The 21,107-nt window shown below is 31.9% G+C and carries 17 protein-coding genes; 6 read left to right on the top strand and 11 right to left on the bottom strand.

What is annotated here, in order from left to right:
- Nucleotides 1-6: 6 nt before the first annotated feature.
- From Q4Q40_RS10010 to Q4Q40_RS09960, 11 genes are all read right to left on the bottom strand, one after another.
- Nucleotides 7-768: a tail fiber protein gene (locus tag Q4Q40_RS10010; protein WP_303301659.1), complete on the bottom strand. Its 762-nt coding sequence runs from the start codon at nt 766-768 to the stop codon at nt 7-9.
- Nucleotides 769-785: 17 nt separating this feature from the next.
- Nucleotides 786-1,445 carry a fibronectin type III domain-containing protein gene (locus tag Q4Q40_RS10005; protein WP_303301658.1) on the bottom strand — a complete coding sequence of 220 codons (660 nt, stop codon included), beginning with the start codon at nt 1,443-1,445 and terminating at the stop codon, nt 786-788.
- Nucleotides 1,446-1,450: 5 nt separating this feature from the next.
- Nucleotides 1,451-2,182, bottom strand: a complete 732-nt coding sequence (locus Q4Q40_RS10000; protein ID WP_303301657.1) for a hypothetical protein — start codon at nt 2,180-2,182, stop codon at nt 1,451-1,453.
- A 503-nt stretch (nt 2,183-2,685) separates the two neighbouring features.
- A complete protein-coding gene (locus Q4Q40_RS09995) occupies nt 2,686-2,961 on the bottom strand; it encodes a hypothetical protein (RefSeq protein WP_303301656.1) in 276 nt (91 codons plus the stop codon).
- Nucleotides 2,962-2,965: 4 nt separating this feature from the next.
- Complete coding sequence (locus tag Q4Q40_RS09990; protein ID WP_303301655.1) at nt 2,966-7,312, bottom strand: RHS repeat-associated core domain-containing protein; 4,347 nt, start codon at nt 7,310-7,312, stop codon at nt 2,966-2,968.
- Nucleotides 7,313-7,314: 2 nt separating this feature from the next.
- The gene (locus Q4Q40_RS09985; protein WP_303301654.1) at nt 7,315-12,465 is read right to left on the bottom strand and encodes a hypothetical protein; all 5,151 of its coding nucleotides are present in this window, start codon (nt 12,463-12,465) and stop codon (nt 7,315-7,317) included.
- A 279-nt stretch (nt 12,466-12,744) separates the two neighbouring features.
- The gene (locus Q4Q40_RS09980; protein ID WP_303301653.1) at nt 12,745-13,371 is read right to left on the bottom strand and encodes a hypothetical protein; all 627 of its coding nucleotides are present in this window, start codon (nt 13,369-13,371) and stop codon (nt 12,745-12,747) included.
- Nucleotides 13,372-13,396: 25 nt separating this feature from the next.
- Nucleotides 13,397-14,038 (bottom strand): DUF2059 domain-containing protein, encoded by a 642-nt coding sequence (locus tag Q4Q40_RS09975; protein WP_303301652.1) that lies wholly within the window; start codon nt 14,036-14,038, stop codon nt 13,397-13,399.
- Nucleotides 14,039-14,045: 7 nt separating this feature from the next.
- Nucleotides 14,046-14,915, bottom strand: coding sequence for a hypothetical protein (locus tag Q4Q40_RS09970; RefSeq protein ID WP_303301651.1), 870 nt, complete (start codon nt 14,913-14,915; stop codon nt 14,046-14,048).
- Nucleotides 14,916-14,957: 42 nt separating this feature from the next.
- Entirely contained in the window at nt 14,958-15,491 is a 534-nt protein-coding gene (locus Q4Q40_RS09965) for an OmpH/Skp family outer membrane protein (protein WP_303301650.1), read from the bottom strand.
- Nucleotides 15,492-15,810: 319 nt separating this feature from the next.
- Complete coding sequence (locus Q4Q40_RS09960; protein ID WP_303301649.1) at nt 15,811-15,948, bottom strand: hypothetical protein; 138 nt, start codon at nt 15,946-15,948, stop codon at nt 15,811-15,813.
- Nucleotides 15,949-16,454: 506 nt separating this feature from the next.
- On the opposite strand from Q4Q40_RS09960, the gene Q4Q40_RS09955 reads away from it, so the two are divergent.
- From Q4Q40_RS09955 to Q4Q40_RS09930, 6 genes are all read left to right on the top strand, one after another.
- Entirely contained in the window at nt 16,455-17,129 is a 675-nt protein-coding gene (locus Q4Q40_RS09955) for a response regulator (protein WP_303301648.1), read from the top strand.
- Nucleotides 17,130-17,350: 221 nt separating this feature from the next.
- Nucleotides 17,351-17,752, top strand: coding sequence for a prepilin-type N-terminal cleavage/methylation domain-containing protein (locus tag Q4Q40_RS09950; protein ID WP_303301647.1), 402 nt, complete (start codon nt 17,351-17,353; stop codon nt 17,750-17,752).
- 5 nt (nt 17,753-17,757) lie between these two features.
- A complete protein-coding gene (locus Q4Q40_RS09945; RefSeq protein WP_303301646.1) occupies nt 17,758-18,231 on the top strand; it encodes a hypothetical protein in 474 nt (157 codons plus the stop codon).
- 4 nt (nt 18,232-18,235) lie between these two features.
- Entirely contained in the window at nt 18,236-19,639 is a 1,404-nt protein-coding gene (locus Q4Q40_RS09940; protein WP_303301645.1) for a GspE/PulE family protein, read from the top strand.
- 12 nt (nt 19,640-19,651) lie between these two features.
- The gene (locus Q4Q40_RS09935; protein ID WP_303301644.1) at nt 19,652-20,380 is read left to right on the top strand and encodes a tail fiber protein; all 729 of its coding nucleotides are present in this window, start codon (nt 19,652-19,654) and stop codon (nt 20,378-20,380) included.
- Between the two features lie 4 nt (nt 20,381-20,384).
- The gene (locus tag Q4Q40_RS09930) at nt 20,385-21,104 is read left to right on the top strand and encodes a tail fiber protein (protein WP_303301643.1); all 720 of its coding nucleotides are present in this window, start codon (nt 20,385-20,387) and stop codon (nt 21,102-21,104) included.
- The last annotated feature ends 3 nt before the right edge of the window (nt 21,105-21,107 follow it).

Here is a 21,107-nt window from a genome sequence, read left to right as displayed (position 1 = left end):
CTTATTTTAATCCTTTTTATTAATTAGTTTTTCAACTAAAGCTATTAATTTTTCGTTTTTAGACTCTAAGCTTTCTATTCTCTTTTCTTGATCAATAGTATAAAGTGTTAACTCTTCTATTTTTTGAAGGAGTTTAATATTCATTTCTGCTATAAGAAGCCCATTTTCTTGCATGTCTTTTTCTGAGGCTATTTCTGGCAAGTGTTTATTTTTCTTAATGAATGCTTCTGTGTCTTTTAAATTGGGCAGTTTGTAATTGTCTTCAAAAACAAAGTCAGCTCCAGCATTTACAGCTACTTTTATTTCTTGTGCATGTATTTTTCCCGCTACTGTAAGTTTTGAGTCTGGAGTTGTTGTGCCTATGCCAACATTACCACTTTTAGAAAAAAGAGACAAATCGCCAGTAGAAGAAATTTTAATCTGTCCATAATTAATAGTCCCTCCATCATAAATTTTGACACCACTATTCCCGCTTCCATATGCATAGTTTAAAAAGATTGAGCTATTTCCTCCACCTGAACATACCATTAAATTCCCAGGAGTTCCTCTTTTAATAATAGCATCATTAGCATTTGGGCTTATTGTTAATCCATAATTTGATTCACTAACAATTCCTCCATTAGCATTTATGTCTCCAATTACATCTAATTTAGAAGTAGGATTCGTTGTCCCTATCCCCACATTTCCAGAAGCAGGAAATGTGTTTTGTGCATTTAGGTAGTATGTTATTGATAAGCAAAAGCAGGTAATAAAAAATTGTTTTTTCATGATCATTATATTAAAAATTATTCATTCACCGTAAACCCAATTTCCGTATAAACTGTTTCGAAAGCTATATTTTTAGCTTTAACTCTACATTCATATGAGTTTTCGGCCAGATTAGAAACAGAAAAGCTTGTACTTGTTCTGGTTTCATCTTTTACAGTTTCGGTGGGGTTTTCAAAATCTGGAGTTGCTATTTGTATAATATATTGATTGGCTCCTTGAATAGCTTCCCAAGAAAACTCTATAGTGTCTGTAGTTAAAAAAGTGGCATCGTTTGTTGGGGTTAAAATGTTGACGATTTCATTAGAAATATCAACAACATCGGAATCTATAATAAATTGGTGTGATACATAATTAGTTGTATATGCAGAGTTTTCTGCACGCACACGCCACTCATAATTGCCAGAATTAAGTGTCTTGCTAAATAACGTTTTTGTTAAAGTAGAATCGGTTACTATTTGTGCAGCATTGGCAAAATTTGGAGTGGCTATTTGTATTTTGTAGTTTTCAGCACCTTCTATAGCTTCCCATATAAATATAACATCATTGTCTGTTAAGACAGCATCGGTAGCAGGTGCTATAGCTGTTACTGTTTCATTAGAAATATTAACAACTCCAATAATATCATCACAAGCTAAAACAGTTAGGAGCAAGCAACATAGGTATATTAACTTTTTCATATATTTTAAAGTTTATAATAATTAATCTTTTTTCTGGCTCGCTTTGCAGAACGGTATGTTTTATTTGGGCAGCTATTAAACTCACTAACTAAGTCAACAATATTTAGTCTGTATTTCTTGTTTTCTTGCCAGCAGCAGTTAGAACTCTTATATGCAAATACAACCCCTTGATTTAATGAGATTTCTGTTTTGGTAGCGTTTTTATAAAGCTGTAATGTGTATGTTTTTGGTCTTTTTTCAATTAAAAAAGCGGCATCTGCTTTTGTAACGTCCTTTAATTTATCTTTGTTTAAAGCTAGCGATATGCTTGTTAAAACATTAGCATATGTATTATGACTTAAATAGTCTTTTACTCCATTATTCTCCTCACTGTTTAAAGCCTTGATAATAGCAACTTTGTCTGCTATTTGTAGTTTTACATATTTTGGTTTGTTAGGAATAGTATCTATATAATTAATAGTAACATTTGCAGCCTGTAAGGCTTTAGCTTTTATAAATGCTTTATGGGTTTGTTTATTAAAAGAGACGATGTTTATAGAGAGCTTTATAGGGGCTTTATAAGTTGGGATAGCAGCACTATTAAACTTATTTTGCAACAAAAAATCTTTATTTGAACCTATGGTGCCTAAAGACACTTGCTGGCTTGTGTTAGTTTGAGATTCTTGTGAAATGTTTATTGTTTTACAACTTGTAATAAAGCAAATAACACAAAAAATAATAATAAAATTCTTTAGCATGTTTTTATCTAATTTGGATAGATAAAAGTATCGTTTTTTTTAATAAAAAAACTAAGGATTTCCCTTAGCATTACTAAGGTTTTTGCTTAGAAATTGGTAAGGTTTTAGAAATGAATGTGGTTTTTAATGAATGGAAGCGTCATCAGATTGTTCAAATTATGGAATTAGTAACAAATTATGTGAAGTTTATAATTTTGGTTTCTAACTTTGAAGAGCAGGTCAAAAAAGCCTTTACAACTTAATGTAAAGGCTTTTTTGTTATTTGTGTAATCTTTTCTTACTCGATACGGCACTCGTCAAAGACGAAGCGCTAGCGCATACGAGGACTAGCAGGGCTATGATTCGTGATGCTAAAGCTAGATTAGCCTACTCTTAAATTTTTACACATAAAAAAACTACTCTATTTCTAAAGTAGCTTTTTAACTTTTTTTCTTACTCTTAACGCCATCATGCCATAGCGTGACGGTAGCCGTTACTTTGATAAACTAGCGCCATCAGGGGAATTAATAATCTGCTTTGCGGATTTCAACATCAATCAATTTTCCTTTTAAGAATTTCTCTATTTCATCTATAGATAGCTGAAACCAATATTCTTCACCATCATCTTCATATAAACTAAAACAAAATTCTTTCTCAATAGCCTCAAAACCGCCAACATATTTACCCTCTTGAAACATATCATCAGATTCTATTTCACTCCATTCATCCAATGATTTATTTTCATTTAGAATACTCTCAGCAATTAATTTAAATTCTTTTTCTAGTTTGTGATTCCTCATTTAATCAATATTTAATTATTGGTACATGATTAACTCCATATTCATCTAGCATCTTGCCTCCCTGTTGATAAACGTCTTTAGTTGATGCGTTTGGGTTTTTATCTATCCATTTTTTCCATTTTGTTGTCCAATTGTTGCCCGCAGCATGTATTTTTTTATGAGTCTCTGCTGAGATTTTTATAGTGTGGTCATCAACTTTTATTTTATGTTTTTTAAAAAAATCTCTATACTTTTGAGTAGCGGGGTTATTACCTCTAAACTTGTTAAAGATATGGTGTTTGTGTGTTTTCACTGGAGCTAGCAACAATTGTTTTCCAAAGGAAACAGAAGTTGTAGGTTTAACTTTGCCTTTTGATGCTATTGTAACCGCTAATATTGCTAATTGATTATTACTATCAGGCTCAATAAGATTGGGCAAAGTAGCTTGGGCAAACATGTCGATTGGAGATATTGGAAACATTGGAATAGCTGCTCCCGTTTGAGTAGGTTCATGCTTATAGTCTGTCCTAAAAATCCAAGCACCATAATCTTTAAAAGCAGAATCACTCCACGAAACACCATTGCTAAAATCCTTTGTCCATTCATGTCCACCTGCGCCCGTAGCTTTTCCCGTTAAAACAGAATACTCACATTCTCTACCGCTTTTATTAATGCATCCGCCACTAGGGTCAATATTAGAAGCTGGATTGTTGCCCATTGCAAGATATGGACTATGGAACTCTCCATAAGGATCTGGGCTTATCCATCTACCAATTCTTGAATCATACAACCTTAACTGGAAAGAATTTATACCACTTCCAATTTCAGGCTCCTTTTCTGCAAACTCACCTTGATAACCATACCTGTAATTACCTTCTACATTCCTATTAGGCATTGGCATCCCAAAGGGATAATAATCGGTGTTTACCACAGCTACAGCTGTACTCCCTGCACGTTCTACAACCGCTCTTACATTACCTAAGTGGTCGGTAATTTGGTAAACACTATGGCTTCCTGCACGGTAATACACGCCTAAACGATTTGCGCCGTAAATATTATGTTCCGTAACTTGACCATCTCTATAAATAGCTAAAGCTGTACCTGCGGCATCTCTAATATAATGCTCGGTATAATTTATATTTCCTGAGATATAAGACTCCTTTTTTACACGGTGCCCTTTATCATTGTAAAAGAACTTAACCAAAGTTACATCATTTTTTTTAATTTCTGTAACCAAGCCGCTAGCATTATATACATATTCTATACCTTCTTCATTATTTTTTACCAGTTGTCCTATCTCGTTATACTCGTAATTTTCACCATCTTGATCGCCTATATCTTTTCCAGCAAGAACTTCACCTGCAGCATCATCTACACGTAATAACTGGTTAGGTTTATCGGTTTTATAAGTATAGGTTAAATTGTCCATGGCATTGTTTCCAATACCTCCATTTTTATTTCGTTTTAGTGTTTGTATGTTTCCGTTAGCATCATAAGTAATGCTTGTAACATCGTAATCGTTATTATTAGATTGAAAATCAACCTCACCAGTTACAATTTTTGCAGAAAAATTACTACCAGCCTGTGCATGAAAATTTGGTTGTAATGTAATGCTTGATTTAGCAATTATATTCAGTGTATCTCCATTAGTAATAACAGCTGTAGAAATTTTATCTGTATTTCCAGAAGCAGACACTAGGGGGGGGCTATAGCTACCAAAATTAGCATCGGTTAACCAATTATTTTTATTGTAACGGTATTCGTAAACAGCTTCTTTATCTGTCCCTGCATGATAAGCATCATTATTCCAACGTACGCCTTTAATATTACCATTGTATTGATCTTCTCCATAAGTGGTGGTTTCTATATTTGATGTTGGACGTGTATAATCGTTTTTATGATAGTCTATCTGCATACCAAAAAGGTCGTTACTATCTTTTCCAGGATCGTCGGTTGCTGCTAAACTTGGATGGTTTATACTTTTTAATTGCCCGTTTAAGTTATATACATAATCGATGCCTTGTAAAGGGGTTCCGTTTAATGTGGCAATCTCGATACGTTTTAATAGCCCTGTTTCGTAATACTCATAATCAGCATGGGTTGTATAGGCGGTGCCATTGGTGGATGTTTCTACTTTTACTAAACTGTTATCTACAGTATCATAGGTGTAACGGTGTATAAAACGCTCGGCAGATACATTTTTTTGATAATCTACTTGGGTTACTACTCCAGTTATGGGGTCGTATGTATAGTCTATCGTTTTTATACCTAAACCTGTTATATCTTGTACAATCCACTCTACACGACCGTAAACATCATAGCTGTACCATGTAGTTGTATTATTGTTTTTTGTTTTGGCTACATTACCTGCCAAAAACTTTGGATTACTATAATTTCCTGTTACTCCTGAAAGCACAGATAAATCACTGCTTTCTAAATCATCGTAATCGGTATATTGTTGTTCTTTTTTACTGCTTGCTGTAAATGTTGCTGCATCAGGATCTAAATTGTTAAAATCTCCAACGGCTACACCACTTTCTATGGGTCTGCCTAAATCATCATAATCGGTATATGAAAACTCTCCTGCCAGAGCTTGTTTGCTATTTTGAGAAAACCGAATTTGCCCATCTTTACGATATTTAAATGTAGCAGTGCCTCCGTCTGGGCTTGTTGTATTTGTAAGTTGCCCTAAAACATTATAGTTATAAGTAGTTACTGGCTTTTCTGCTTTGGTGTTCCCAACTGGTTGATACGAAGCTGTTAACCGGCCTGCATCATCGTATTCGTTTAAACTGTAATCATAATAGTTATTATTACAATCTATAGTTACAGGATTTGTTGTTGGATCATAATTATCTAAATTAGTAACGGACACTCTATAAAATCCAGATGACAAACTATTTGTTGTCTTAGTAGTAATTTGTTCTGTGATTAAATCATAAACTTCTGTAGTAATTCCCGAAACAGGGTTGATATTAAAACCTATAGTGCCTTTTGGTATATGCACATCCACAAAACCTTGTTCTCTTATGGTTATTGTTGTTTTGTTTGGGTTTAATGTTCCACCTACCCGAGCAGCTGCCAAGGTTTTACCATCACTGTCTGTAAAAACTACGACTTCGGTATCATGAACATCTCTACTAATGGTTTTGACAATTTTTCTGGTATCACTTACTGTATAGCTGGGGTCGTTAAAGGCAGCTGATTGAGATAACTCATTACCAGCTGGCATAGAAAAAGTGTAGCCGTGTTTCCATTCTCCATTTATTTTATTACCTCCTAAGACTTTAAGCGCTGTTCCTGAATTAAGTTCGCTATAAATGGTACGGTAGAATGGGTAGTCTGTAATGTCTTGGTAGTCGTTTCCTTCTTCATAATCATCATCATTAAGTTCACTATAATACCTTCCTAAGGTATTGGTCGCTGTACCTACAGAGCTAGGGTTTTCTGGATCGGTCTCGAAATCTGCATTATTATAGTTGAAGCCAATATTGTTTTTCATAAACCCAGATTTGTGCAGAAAAACCCCTGATTCATTTACGGGTGCACTTAGAGTGCTTAAAGCAGGCCTGCCTTGAGTATCATATAAGGTTTGATTAGCCCATATTCTACCTGTTTTAGCGTCTAATGTTTGGTTTTGGGTACCTTTACCAAATTCATTAAAATAGGCTTTAGAATATGTTTTTAATGTGCCATTAATATTGTATGTTTTAGCAATTATCCAGTTATTGTTTTCATACACATAACCTGTTTCGCAACCATTATTGGTTGTATGATAGTCATCTGGACAACGATCATCGTTATTATTTACATAGCTTGTATATTCTGATGGAGGAGAGCTATTAGATGTATGGATTATACCGTCTTTATTATAATCTCCAAAACTATCCCCATCGCTATCCGGATACCAAGTGTAACCATTTGATTCGGGATCTTGCACTATAGTAATGTATAGTGGACCATAATCTGTGACTGAGTAATTACCTTCTTCATAAACCTCAAATAGTACGTTAACAAAATAATATCTTAATTGTCCTGTTGTATTTTGGTTGCATGTAATAGTGATTTTTTCATAATAGTCATCAACATTTATAGTAAACCAATCTGGAAAAGTTAAAGTCGAAATCTGTTCATTATTTTCATCTACAAACCAATACCAACCGCTATAAGTAATTGTACTATTACACCATGGTGGTTGTAAATTATAATCTAATGTTTTGGTTTCAGATTGTAAATAGCTGTTTTCAAATATAGCTTCAATAGATCCTTCGTTTGTACTTTCAATTATGGGGTAACATTGAGAGAAGCCTATAGTGACATTTATTAGTAAAAAGAACAAAACAGTAGCTATTTTTTTTGATTTCCTTTTCATTATTATTGATTTTTATAATTATACCTATTTTCAGCAATTTTTTTGAATCCCCCAGATCCAGAGTTATTAAAATCCTCTACTTCTGTATAAGTGTTTAACAATCGTCCTACAGCATCGTATTCAAACTTACTGGCTAATCCGTTATTACCAATAATGTACCAGAGTTCATCCCATTGGTTATAGACATAGCTAGTCATAGAAGAGGCTATAGGGTATAAGCGGAAATCATCATAACGTATTTTCCCTTCTGTTGAGGCAACATATACAGTTTCCTGCCCAGTACTAAGCTCTTCATAATGATTAAGCTGAACCCAATCACCTGCAAATATTTGTTCTCCATTAAATGGTCTTAAAACACCATTTATATTAATCCTGGCATTAGCAAAGTTGCTTATTGTAGCCCATACAGATACCTTAAATTTGGATTTTAATCCAGTACGCTCTGGGTTATCTGGCAGATTTACCTCAAACCCTTTTTGATTTGGACCAATAATGATTGAGTAAAACCCTGTATGTGGATATGTTGAATCCTGCTGAACTGAGGCTTTTACCTGACCATCAAAATAAGTTTCATTTTCGTCTGCGTAGTATTCTGCACCACTGTAATACATCTCGGTATATGGGGCATTCGATACTGCTAAAACCTTACTGTTATCATCACACATTTTAGTAGCTGCATAATTATCATTAATATCTCTAACTTCTAATGGTGCCGAAAAATGATCGTATTGGGTTGTGGTTGAGATATTTTTCCATTTAGAGTTGGATTGGGTAATTTCTGTAGCATTGGTTTGTAGTGTCCAATTAAAATTATCATCATCTCCAGAAAACCCTAAATAAGTACCATCAGTATCTAAATCGCCATCCCAAATAAAACTTTTGTGTTTACGCCAGATTTTTTCCGTATTTGAGGTAGGAGTATTTGTGTCACCTTTATAATCAGTATACGTCCATTGGTTATTCCATGTGGTAATGCCTACGCCTGTTTCTTTCCATTCTGTACCTGCCTTTAAATAGGTTTTGGTCATGGCTTCTTGAGTCAGCATATTTTTGTTGGTTGGATTATCTACTTTAGAACCCATGCCGTAGCCATCAGGGTTTTGGTCACTATTTAAATCTTCTTCCCCTGAATATTCGAAGATAGTATATGCTGGAATTAATTCTGTTTTGAACTCGTTGTCTTTACTATCTACAGTAGTAGTTTCTAGAACTTGACCAGTTAAGAAATCATATTTATTAAACGTGGTTATACTTGTAAAACCCGCTTGAGTAGTAGTGGTGCTTTCTAAAACTGTTGGGAGATTTACTTTACTTGTTGTGTTAATAATATAATTTTTTAAATTTAAATTTTCATAATTTTTTTTATACATAGATATTGACTCTTCATCTGAGCCTTGAGATTCTATCATATTGGTTCTATAAGTATTCTTTAAATGATATAATTTCTGATTTAAACTATTATAAGTTGTTTTTTCGATAAGAGTACCTATACTTGATAAGTTATTTATAGCTGAATATTTTGCCATAGAAACTTCCACATCAGCTCCATCAACATTTAATGTTAAATCTGAATTTTGATCTTTTGATATTTTTAAGGCTTCTCCAAAAGAATAGGTCTCAACACCTAAATAGCTCGTTATAGTATAAGGCTTTAGAACATTAAACTTATAAACCTCTTTTTCTTTTTCACTACCTAAACTATTAATAGATTTAACTGTTACGTATTCATAAGTGACTTTCGGCGTAGGCAATTCTGTCATAAAATCAACTTGTCCTGAATAAAAAGAAGGAGTAAAAGATGTCACACCTGATGATTGATAATCATCATCATTTGGGTTTTCAGGAGATGATATTTTATTATAATAATATTCTGTCGAATAGTTGTTATAATGATTATCCAATGTTAATTTGTTTACTCTCAGTCCTCCACCGTCTCTATTAGTATTATTTAAACTTGAATTTGAAATTAATTTATATTCAAAGGCTAATCTATCGGTAACATTAATACACCCATCTTTTTTTTCAGGACACTCACCTCTTGGTTTTTCATCAACTATAACCGAATCTCCTCCATATTGAGCATCTAAAGTATATGAACTTTGTAAGAGAGTTGAATCACCACCATTTGAATACTGTAAATAACTAATGTTAGTTTCTAATATTAATGTATTGCTCGATACAGATACAACATTGATATTTTCATTAACATCAATGCTTCCAATTCTTGCTTCACAACTCAGCGCTTTATAATATTCATGCCTTCTACAAATCCATAGATCTAATGGTACATTACTATTAGTATCAAAATGTTTTGTAAAATCTATAATTTCCTCATTATCTGGGTCATTTTCAACTGTAATTTGTAAATTATTTCCAGAAGAAGAAAAAGAGTATTTTAAGCCAGAATAAAAAACCCTTTTATTAATAGAGGCTTCTGTAAAATAATCATCTGATTCATAGTTTATTATGATTTTAGCTCCTAAAGGAGTTTCAATATCTTTTAAACTCCAGATTTTTGGATTTAAATCATGATAACCCCATGCATTAAAATCACTTTTATCATAATAAACATCAGAATCATAATAGTTAAATTTATAACTAGGTATTAATTGAACACCTCCTTTATTTAAAAAATTAACTGATTTCAGAGTTAACATACCCTTATCTGGAGCAATAGAATTTGAAGACCCTTTACCTAAATCATAATCATAATTGAATTGAATTGTTTTTTTAGCATCCTTCCTTATATCCGCTTGATCAATATCTCCTATATCAAGAACTTTATTAAACTTTTTCGTGTTATAGAATATTCTCCTTTCCCAATCTACTAATCCTGATGAATAATTACCTACACCAACTTCATATTTAAAATTAAGTTCTGATTCTAACGTCGAAGCAATTTCTCCAGAAGAATCTTTCGCTAAATCATTTTCTGGATCATTAGCAAACAACAATATTTCTTTTAGTCTTAAAGTAGAATTGTTACCTTTTATTTTTATATAATCTTTATAAAAATTATACCATGTATAAACTCCTGTTCCAGCAGAAATATTATTATCTCTCAAAATAGCTGTCAATTCAGGCCTACCTATCACTTCAGGCCCTTCAGACGTATTTACTAGTATTACTTTAGGTATATTATTTGTAAAAACTTTATACTTATTTTCATCTTCATAAAAAGTTATCTGTGCAGATAAATTATCTAATCTTTCTTCTTTAATAAATAATGCTATATGATCTCTTGTTCTAATTTTATCTAAATAATAAACTTCTTTAATTCCAAAACTATGAGACTTTGAGTCTTCATAATAATTAAATTGACTTGGACTTTTTGTTGAACTCCAAGTGTAATTATCAAGCCATTTACCATATTCGAATTCTACCCAATAACCATAATCATCCTTATCTAATCGACCATTATCATTTGAATCAAAATAATCAGGTCCAGTTATAGCTGTTAATAACCAATGTGTAGCATAAGGTTTGTAATTTTCTGTCCTATAAAATTTTTCATTAACATCATCATCTTTTTTTGAAACAGTTTTAAAAAATTCTTTATGATAAACTGGAAGTGAATAATGATATGTTTTACCGTCTGAAGATGTTATACTAAAGGCTCCAATCCCATCTAACGGAATTGATGGGCTAATTGTGTTGATATTGTCATCTATAGCAAATCTATCAAATTCTTTTGCTTCAATAAAACCTCTTGAAACAACATTTTCGTAGGAGTTAGCAATTTCGCTATTAATAAAATATTCAACAAATGGTCCCTTAATAATTCGCTTATTAATAGCGTTATAATTACTGTTTTCTGTGTCAGATATATTCAATATAGTTGTTAAATCATAACTATTCTCAATATCTAAAATAGAATTATAAGATGTGCTATTAGCATTCCATTTTGAAATTTCAGATTTTATATATGATGCATTTATATTATCAAAATAAAACTCTGGTCTGTTATTAGGGCTAAGTGGATGTTTTGTAAAAGGAACTCCATACATATAATCGATTTTGTCTTCAAAAAAGCCATTATTATCAACATTTAAACCTACCAAAGAATTACGAAGTGTTCCTTTTTCATAAAATTTAGGAGTTATATTACCAAGTAAACCTTGTGAAGAGACAGAAAAATTATCTAAATTAAACGAGCTTAAATTATTATTCTTTATTTTTTTTTCTCCAACTCCAACATTCATCATTTCATATGAATCAGAATAAGTTAAATTTTCATTAATACCCGAACTATATAGAACTCCAGAAACACTAACTTTTTCTGAATCATAGGCCCAATAAAAATCTTTACTATAACCAAAACTAAAATTTATCATCTTGAATTGACCTGATATTTGAAAAGATATTTTATCTACATTTGTTACTGCTCCCAGTGTATTACCTCCATTATTACCTCCAATATTTTTTCCTAGAATTGATACACTATAACCTGTAGAGTTGAAGTTAATTCCTATGGAGCTTTTATTTCCTTTAAATGAACCCGAAATTGCTCCATTGTTCCAATTATAATTAGCCCCAATTGAGGCCTTAGATAACACCCCTCCTTTACCTGCTGCCTCAAATACGTCATGCGAATACCCCACTCCATTTGTCCCAAGACTATAAGTGTTTTTTAAACTACTGAAATATCCACCAATATCAAAAGAGTATTGATTTGTTCCTCCAAAACCTTTAGCCTCTGTATATGATCCATAGAGACCTACATTATTGTTATTATTTATTCCTACCCCAATACTTCCGTAATAACTAGTAGCAGTACCAATATTATTATAAACGAGGTTTCTAACTTTTCCTACTTCCCAATCATCTGGGTATCCATTAACACTTCTATTTATGGCTCCTGGATTAATAGACCACCCTAATCCAACCCAGGATGCTTCCTGACCCATAGCAATACCAGCATGATATGATAAAGTAATAGGGTACCCCCCTTCTGGAGAAGGCACATTTAATAGGGGTAACACATAACTTAAATCGCCTGTTACTAAATTCACCATATCAGTAGCATCCACAGGCTCAAAACTGGCAGCTTCCGGGGCATTAGGTCCCTGGGCATTCGTTTTGTTAATAAATACAATAAACATGAGCATTGTAAAAGCTATGCTTACTAGTTTTGGGCGTTTTTTGTTTCTCATAATTTTTATTTTGATATAAGTTTTCAATTAACAGATTGTTACGTCATCCCAAAAAAATATTGAGATTCATCACAATGACCTTATAATTTTAATTGTGGTTCGTTTTTAAGTTTTCTACGGTTATTTTCATTTCGACTACGCTCACAGACTGTCTTTTAATCAGTGTTTTCGCGTTTTTTGGCAAAGAAAACTCGGAGGGTGTCTGAGAAGAAACTCAAATAAAGAAATCTCAAACATGTGTTTTGAATTGCGACACAGTCTGTCAATGATCAAATTCATTTATAGCTTTAACTTGGGTTCGTCTTTTATTTTTTTAATTGGTATTTTAAATTTCACTTCACCAGTATACAAGCCTAAATCTTCAATAGTAAAATTTATATACTTGTTATTTAATGCTTTTACGTCTCTGGGGTACACAAACATGATGGTAGTTGCTCTGCTTATACCGTACATGCGTGGGTAAATAAAGTCTGCCATTTCTAACGTGTCTTTACTTGGAGTGTATACATGTACTTTTTCGTTCATACCAAATGCTAGTTGATTTACCATAGCTCCAAACTCGTTTCTGTTCTTTGGAGTAACACTTAATAGCTCTTGGTTATTTTTACTCATGCTTAAATTGAAATACATGTACTTGTTGTATTTGTTTCTCACTTCGGCCACGTCCAGTGAACTATGTTTAGCATCCGCAATACTATTACCCAACTCTTGTACTACTAACATATCTGTGGGGCGATAGGTTAAAGTATAATCTACTCCGTTTATGGTTTTACTTTGTGTATAGCCGTTTTTGGGAGCTTTGATATACTCTAGCAATGCGGTTTCGTTATTGAATGTCTTATTATTTACGCACGACGAAAGTATGAGTAAGCTAAAAACGAATTTTATATAATTGTAATTTTTCAAATTTTATGTTTTATACTCAAAAAAGTTATTTTTGATTTTCTTTCAAGACTCTTGATTCTGGATTACGTAATTTTTCTAATCCTTTTTTACCAAATAATTCTAATAATAACCTGCGATCTGAAATGATATAAGGCTGTTTTTCTATTAGTTTTTTTAAATCGTCAAGGTTATTTATTTTAGGAAGCGGTGTCTCTCTTTCTGCTTTTCTTTTCGCAATCAATTCTTTTCTTTTAAGAGCGCGTAACGAATCTGTTTCTATACGTCTTCTCTCGTCTACAATTTTTGAGGTTTGCCTTTGTTCTATACTTAGTTGATCCGTTTCCCATTGCCTTATAATAGTAGACACTTCTCTATTAACTTTTCTTTCATTTTCTGCAATTTTTTTACCTAATGCAGAATTATAAAAGGCAAACATATTTGTTATTTCTTCTGGAGTAAATACGGTAGTATAAATTTGTGATATTTTTTTATATAAATGATCTGCAATAGTTTTTTTATCCTTAGTTTCATTTGTTTTTTTTATTTCCTTAATAAAACGCACTTTGGGTTCTATCTTTTTTGAATGAAGTGTCTTTGTTAATTTTAAAGCTGTTGATACTTCCACTTCCTGAGCTATTGTAGTATTTACTACAAGCATTATAAATATTAAAACAAGTGTATATTTCATCTTTTAATTATTTATTTGATACCAATTCCTCTAACTTTTTTAATCTATCTTCTAAACTTGAATTTTTTTCTTTCTGTTCTTCTAATTCTTTTTGTTGCTGAATGGTATATAAGGTAAGTTCTTCAATTTTTTGAAGGAGTTTCGCATTCATATCACCTAGTAGAATACCATTTTCGGCAACTTCTTTGGCAGATGGGATATTCTGTAAATGACCATTTTCTTTAATGTGGTTTTCTACTTCTTTTAAGGATGGTAAGTTGTAATCTTTATTAAATATATAATCTGGCCAACTTGCATAAAGCTTCACTTTTACTTCTTCTGTAATTATTTTACCCAATACAGCAAAAGTATACCCAACAGGAATATTTGTTGTATTTATACCTACTTGATCGGTATCAAATTTACCGTATATTAAAGGTGTGGTTGTGCCACTGTTATCTATATATAACCTATTGCTCTCGGTTGAAGTAGATCCTGCTTGGTTTCCTAAAAACACATTATAACTTCCAGAAGAACCAACTCCTGACCTAGAACCTAAATACGTATTGTTACTTCCATCTGCACCATATCCTGAATCTGATCCTGAATAAACATTATAACTTCCATAACCATGAAACCCTGCTTCTGATCCCGAATAAACATTATTAGTTCCAGAAACATAATATCCCGCAGATGACCCTAAAAAAACATTAAACTCACCATTTGAATACTGCCCTGAATCACTACCGAAATGAGTTGAATAAGAGTCCGTGGTATCTGAATTTAATCCATAATACGTAGTTCCATTTGTTGGGTAACTCGTCCCAGTTATTCCTTGTGCAAAAGAAACAAAAGGTAATACTATTGCTGTTATCAATATTAAAATTACGTTTTTCATGAAGGTCTTGTTTTTAGTTTAATTCTTTGTTTTCTAAGTTGCTTATTTTCCACCAAATTCTGCATTAAGCCCATTCAATACATCTTGGGTTAAATCTGTTCCCTCATCTGCATACATAATATTACCGCTACCACTGGCTCCAAATATTATTTTATGATTATTTTTTTTACCGTACTCTTTCACATAATCATTAATATCATTAATAACCGTTTGGGTCGATTTTTTATCTTCTTCCTGTATTTGCTTTTGTATGGCTTGTTGGTAATTGTTTATTTGTTGTTGTTTATTACTTAAGAGTTCTTGTTTTAATTCTAATTCTTTCTTACTCATTTTAGAGCGTTCTTTTTCATAGGTTTTTAGCTCGTTTTGCCAATCACTCATTAAGCTATCTACATTGGCATTTAGAGTTTTTGCTTTTTCTTCAAAAGCAGCTCTTACAATTTTTGTGCGTTTATAACCATCTAAAAGTTTGTTGACATCTACATACACTTGCTCTGATGATGATTGTAATTGAAAAATGGAAAAAATACTTGCTGCGATGGCAATTAGGGATACTGGGAATGCTAGTTTGTTCATTTAAAAAGGTTGTTTGTTTAATTTTTTTGTAATAATTGTTCTAATTTTAAAAGCCATGCTTTTATTTCTTGATTAATTTCTGTTTGTATTTTTAATTGGGTGTCTTGAGATTTTAATTGTTTATCTAGTTGAATGGTATAAAGGGTAGTTTCTCAATTTTTGAAGTAACTTTATATTCGTCTTGGCTAAAAGAAACCCTTTTTTACATCTCTTCTTCTGAAGGAATTTCAGATAAGTGTTTGTTTCTCTTTATAAATATTTCTGTTTTTTCTAAATCAGGAAAATCGTAATAGTCTTCAAAACAAAATCGGTTTATTTCTTAGGTATGGACATTTTCTGCTACAGTGAGTCTGGAACCTGAGGTGGTGGTAGCTATACCTACATTATTTCCTGTGTCTGTTATTTGGGCAATAATTGCATTACTAATAAATAAACTGAACAAAAATAACCTCTTCATAATTTGGAATTTTACGGGCGTAAAATTATAACATTACAATGAGAAATGTATAAGGTTCTCCCTTAGGATGTGTAAGGGGTTTTCCTTTTTTTTATAAGGTTTATTTGTGGGCGTGGCTGCCTGTAAACATTAGAGTTTTAAGAGCGAAGTAAATAGGGTGAATTAGAGTAGGGTATTAGTAATTATTTAGTAGTAGATAGTAAATTATTGACCTTAAAAAGATTAGCATGGTTTTTTTTCGAATTGTAATTACTTTAAAATCCACATAAATAAAAATAAGGGAAAACCTTATATATTCTAAGGTTTTTCCTTACTTGTTTTTTGGAAATTATTCATAGATTAGTTGTGTAATTCTTAAGTCCCAAAATATGCTGCATCTTCATTAAAAATAATTAAACACCCAGATATATTATAAGCTCCCAATGTCAAAGCATAATTTTTATTTATGAACTAACCTCGCTCTCAAAATACACGATTGAAAAATCCAAATTTAAATATAACTAAAGATGACAAGACCTATTAATGTTTTAATTATCGATGACCATGTAGCAATAATAGAATCCTATGAAAGAGCTTTTTCTTATTTAGGTTCAAATACAGACTATATTTTTAAAATTGATACCGCATCAGACTGCGATTCTGCTATATTAAAAGTAGGTTTAGCTTTAAAATCAGAACCATACGATTTAGTTTTTCTAGATATTAGTTTACCTCCTTCAAAAGATGATAGTATTCTGTCTGGAGAAGATTTAGGGAAAAGGATTCGACGATTATTTTGTGATGTTAAAATAATTGTGTCTACCCACCATAATAATAGTTATAAAATAAATAATATTTTTAATAGTGTTAATCCAGAAGGGTTTTTAGTTAAAAGCGAAGCTGGGTTTAGCAATTTTATAGAAGCCATTAAACATGTGCTAATAGGAACGCCTTATTATACCAAAACCATTTTAGAGTTTTTAAGAAAGAGTTTAATGAATGATTTTACTTTAGATGAAAAAGACAGGAGGTTGCTATATGAATTATCTAAAGGCACAAAAATGAAAGATTTACCAAGTACTATTAATATGTCTATTGGAGGAATAGAACGTAGAAAACGGCTGTTAAAGCAGGTTTTTAATACCACCAAAGAAAGTGACAATGTATTAGTAAAAGTAGCACAAGAGTATGGATTTCTATAGGTTACAGACGTTTTAGTAATGCCATTTGAAAAACTAATGAAAATCCTTATTCTTACTAAGGTTTTACCTTAGTAATTTCTCAATAATGATCCGTATTTTGACATTATCTAAGCCACTTGCTAAGTTGGTTTGTAAATTACTGATAATCAATTTAAAGTTTCATTTTATTTTTTAAAATAGACACTACTTAAATTTTATATAAGAACAATTAAATAATCATAATGAAAACATTGAAACTACCTGCGTATAACTTACAAGAAGTCTTAATTGTACTTATAATAATAGGTATTTTATTGCTTTTAGCATTGCCTAATTTAATGCCTTTAATTAGTAAGACTAAAAGTATAGAAGCACAAACACAACTTAAATATGTTTACAATTCTCAAACATCCTATCGATATATGTATTCAAAATATTCAATCGATTTAAATGATATTGATTTTGAGGCTCCAAAAACGGTTAAAGAAAATGGAACCAGTAATTATGTTTACGAAATTTTAAGCGCAACAAATAATAGCTTTAAGGCCAGAGCGACAGCTATAACCGATTTTGATGGAGACGGTACATTTAATGTTTGGGAAATAGATGAGACGGGAGCCCCCAAGCAAACTGTAAAAGATTAGTCAATATGATACTTTTAAAAGTTATACTGATACTAACCCTGCTTTTTATTCTATATCAAGATATTAAAGAACGCCAAGTCTATTGGTTTTTATTCCCGGTAGTGGCACTGTGTATTGGGGCGTTACATTATTTTAAAACAATTCCAGAGTTGTTTTTTATGTCTTCTTTTATAAATATACTTTTTGTGTCATGCTTGTTGCTTATTGTGTTTTTGTATATTAAATTTAAGCTAAAAATAAAGTTTAGTGCTGCTTTTGGTTTAGGAGATGTACTACTGTTTTTTTCCTTAGCATTTTCATTCGCCTCTGTAAGTTTTATAATTCTTTTGTCTAGTGCTTTATTTTTTTCATTAGTGCTTCATCTTATTTTAAATAAAAAACATGAAACAGTACCCTTGGCTGGGTATATGAGTATGTTTTTTGCATTAACCTACCTAGGGTTTTGGTCTGGGGTTATTCAATCACCTTATAAAATTTAAACAGATGGATAACTTTATTATAGATACTTCCTTAATTCAACTTATTAGTAGTGAGCAAGCTTATCATTATAATATTATACCTGTTGAAGCTCAAAACGGGCATCTTGTTTTTAAATCGGATAGTGTCTCAGACGTTCTTAAGCAAGAATTGCAGGTTGTTTTGGGAAAAGAGATCAAACTATTGCCAGAATCTTCAGAAAACATACAGCATTATCTAACGACTAATTTTAGAAAGCAAGCAGGTCATGCTAAGGAGGATTTACATTATACGACAGATTTTTTAGAAAAGTTATTACTAACGGCTAAAAATATTGGGAGTAGTGATATTCATTTTGAGCCGTACGAGCATTCTTGTCGAGTGAGGTATCGGTTAGATGGCAAATTAAAAGAACAATTTGTAATTGCTATATCGGAATATCCAGTTATAGTGAATAAGTTAAAAATTAAGGCAGGTCTGGATATTTCGGAAAAACGTTTACCACAAGATGGACGTATAACCATTAAGACACAAATAGACGAATTTGATATTAGAGCCTCTTCTTTACCAACATTACATGGTGAGAAGATGGTACTTCGTATTTTAAGTAAGGATGCCGATCATATTAATTTAGAAGATCTAGGATTTACAACCAAAGAATTAAATACTTATAAAGAGACTATTAAAAAACCAAATGGTATTGTATTGATCTCTGGTCCTACAGGATCTGGTAAAACAACCACCTTATACGCAACGCTTAAATTATTAAATGATGATCAGACCAATATACTAACCATAGAAGACCCTATCGAATATACTTTAGAAGGAGTCAATCAAGTCCAGCTTAAAGAAAATATAGGTTTAGATTTTGCGAGTACGCTACGTACTTTTTTGCGTCAAGACCCCGATGTGATTATGGTAGGAGAAATACGTGATGTTAAAACAGCGAATATGGCTATTCGTGCCGCTTTAACAGGACATTTAGTATTGTCTACCATCCATACAAATTCTGCTTGGGCTACGATTTCCAGGCTAATAGATATGGGGATTCCTGCTTTTCTAATTGCGAGTACTTTAAATGTTAGTATCGCGCAAAGACTTGTTAGAAAACTTTGTAACCATTGCAAAGAAGAACAAGCTATAAGCAAGGATGTTTTCCCAGAACATTTTAATATTCCAAAGACTTTAAAAACACATTTCGTGGCTGTAGGGTGTCATAGTTGTTACCATACCGGGTATCAAGGTAGAAAAGCTATTTATGAAATTATTCCTATTACCAAAGATTTAGTAACACACATTAAACACAACGATTTAGAAATAGATCATTATTTAAACGAACACCATATAGCCACTTTAAAAACCAATGCTATTAATTTAGTAGAACAAGGGATTAGCTCTGTTGAAGAAGTGTATGCCTTATTAACCGATTAAAAAATTTAAATTATGAAAAAATCACTTTTTATTACCTGTCTTTGTTTCTCAATATCATTCTATTTAAGCGCTCAAAATACATTTCCAGCTTCTGGGAATGTAGGGATTGGAATTTCAACTCCTAATTATTTGTTAGATGTTATTTCTTCTGATTTTGTTGTTTCAAAGTTTAGTCGATCTGGAAGTAGCGGAGGAGCTTCTTTACAAATTGATAATGCGTCTGGAACTGGAAGCTGGCAATTAGGTGTTGGATCAAATAATCATTTTGGCATTTATAAAAATAATGGATCTTTATTTGGACAACAGTTAATAATTCAGGATAATGGCAACGTAGGCATCGGCACCACAACCCCAGACTCAAAACTAACAGTTAAAGGTAATATACACACCAATGAAGTAAAAGTAGATTTATTGGGAGCCATAGCGCCCGATTATGTGTTTTATAAAGATTATGATTTAAAAACATTACAAGAAGTTGAGAATTATATTTCAGAAAAAGGACATTTACCAAATATCCCATCTGCAAAGGATATGGAAGATGCAGGTATTAAGTTAAAAGAAATGAACTTAAAACTGCTCGAAAAAATAGAAGAACTAACACTTTACACTATTAATCAAGAGAAAAAAATAACAGTTCTTAAAAACAAAACATCTAAAGTCGAAACCCTTGAAAAAGAACTTCAAAAGCAAAATAGAAGATTACAAAAACTAGAAGTATTATTAAGCTCAAAAAAACGATAAAACCATGAAAAAATCACTTTTTATTATCTGTCTTTGTTTCTCAACATCATTGTATTTAAGCGCTCAAAATACATTTCCAGCTTCTGGGAATGTAGGGATTGGAACTACGACTCCAAAGGAATTATTAGATATAAACGAAGGCAATATTAATGTGCTTGGTTATAATTCTTCAAGATATTTAAGGTTTACAGAGGTTAATCTTCAGGGGGCTTTTATTAATTATGATGGAACAAGTAATGTATTAAATATTGGGGTTAATCATATCAATAGTACAGATACAAATAATGATGTTAATTCTATTAGTATTGTCCGTTCAAATGGCAACGTAGGCATCGGCACCACAACCCCAGACTCAAAACTAACAGTTAAAGGCAATATACACACCAACGAAGTAAAAGTAGATTTATTAGGAGCCATAGCGCCCGATTATGTGTTTTATAAAGATTATGATTTAAAAACATTACAAGAAGTTGAGAATTATATTTCAGAAAAAGGACATTTACCAAATATCCCATCTGCAAAGGATATGGAAGATACAGGTATTAAGTTAAAAGAAATGAACTTAAAACTGCTCGAAAAAATAGAAGAACTAACACTTTACACTATTAATCAAGAAAAGCGTATTAACACGTTGGAAAATGAGAATAAAGAACTTAAAAATCAAGAAAAAAGGATTGCTTCATTAGAAGAAAAAATAGCCTTGTTACTAAATAAAAAACAATAATTA

Origin of the sequence: Flavivirga jejuensis (assembly GCF_030540765.1) — a bacterium.
GTDB lineage: Bacteria > Bacteroidota > Bacteroidia > Flavobacteriales > Flavobacteriaceae > Flavivirga > Flavivirga jejuensis.
This window is presented reverse-complemented; position numbering and strand designations above follow the sequence as displayed.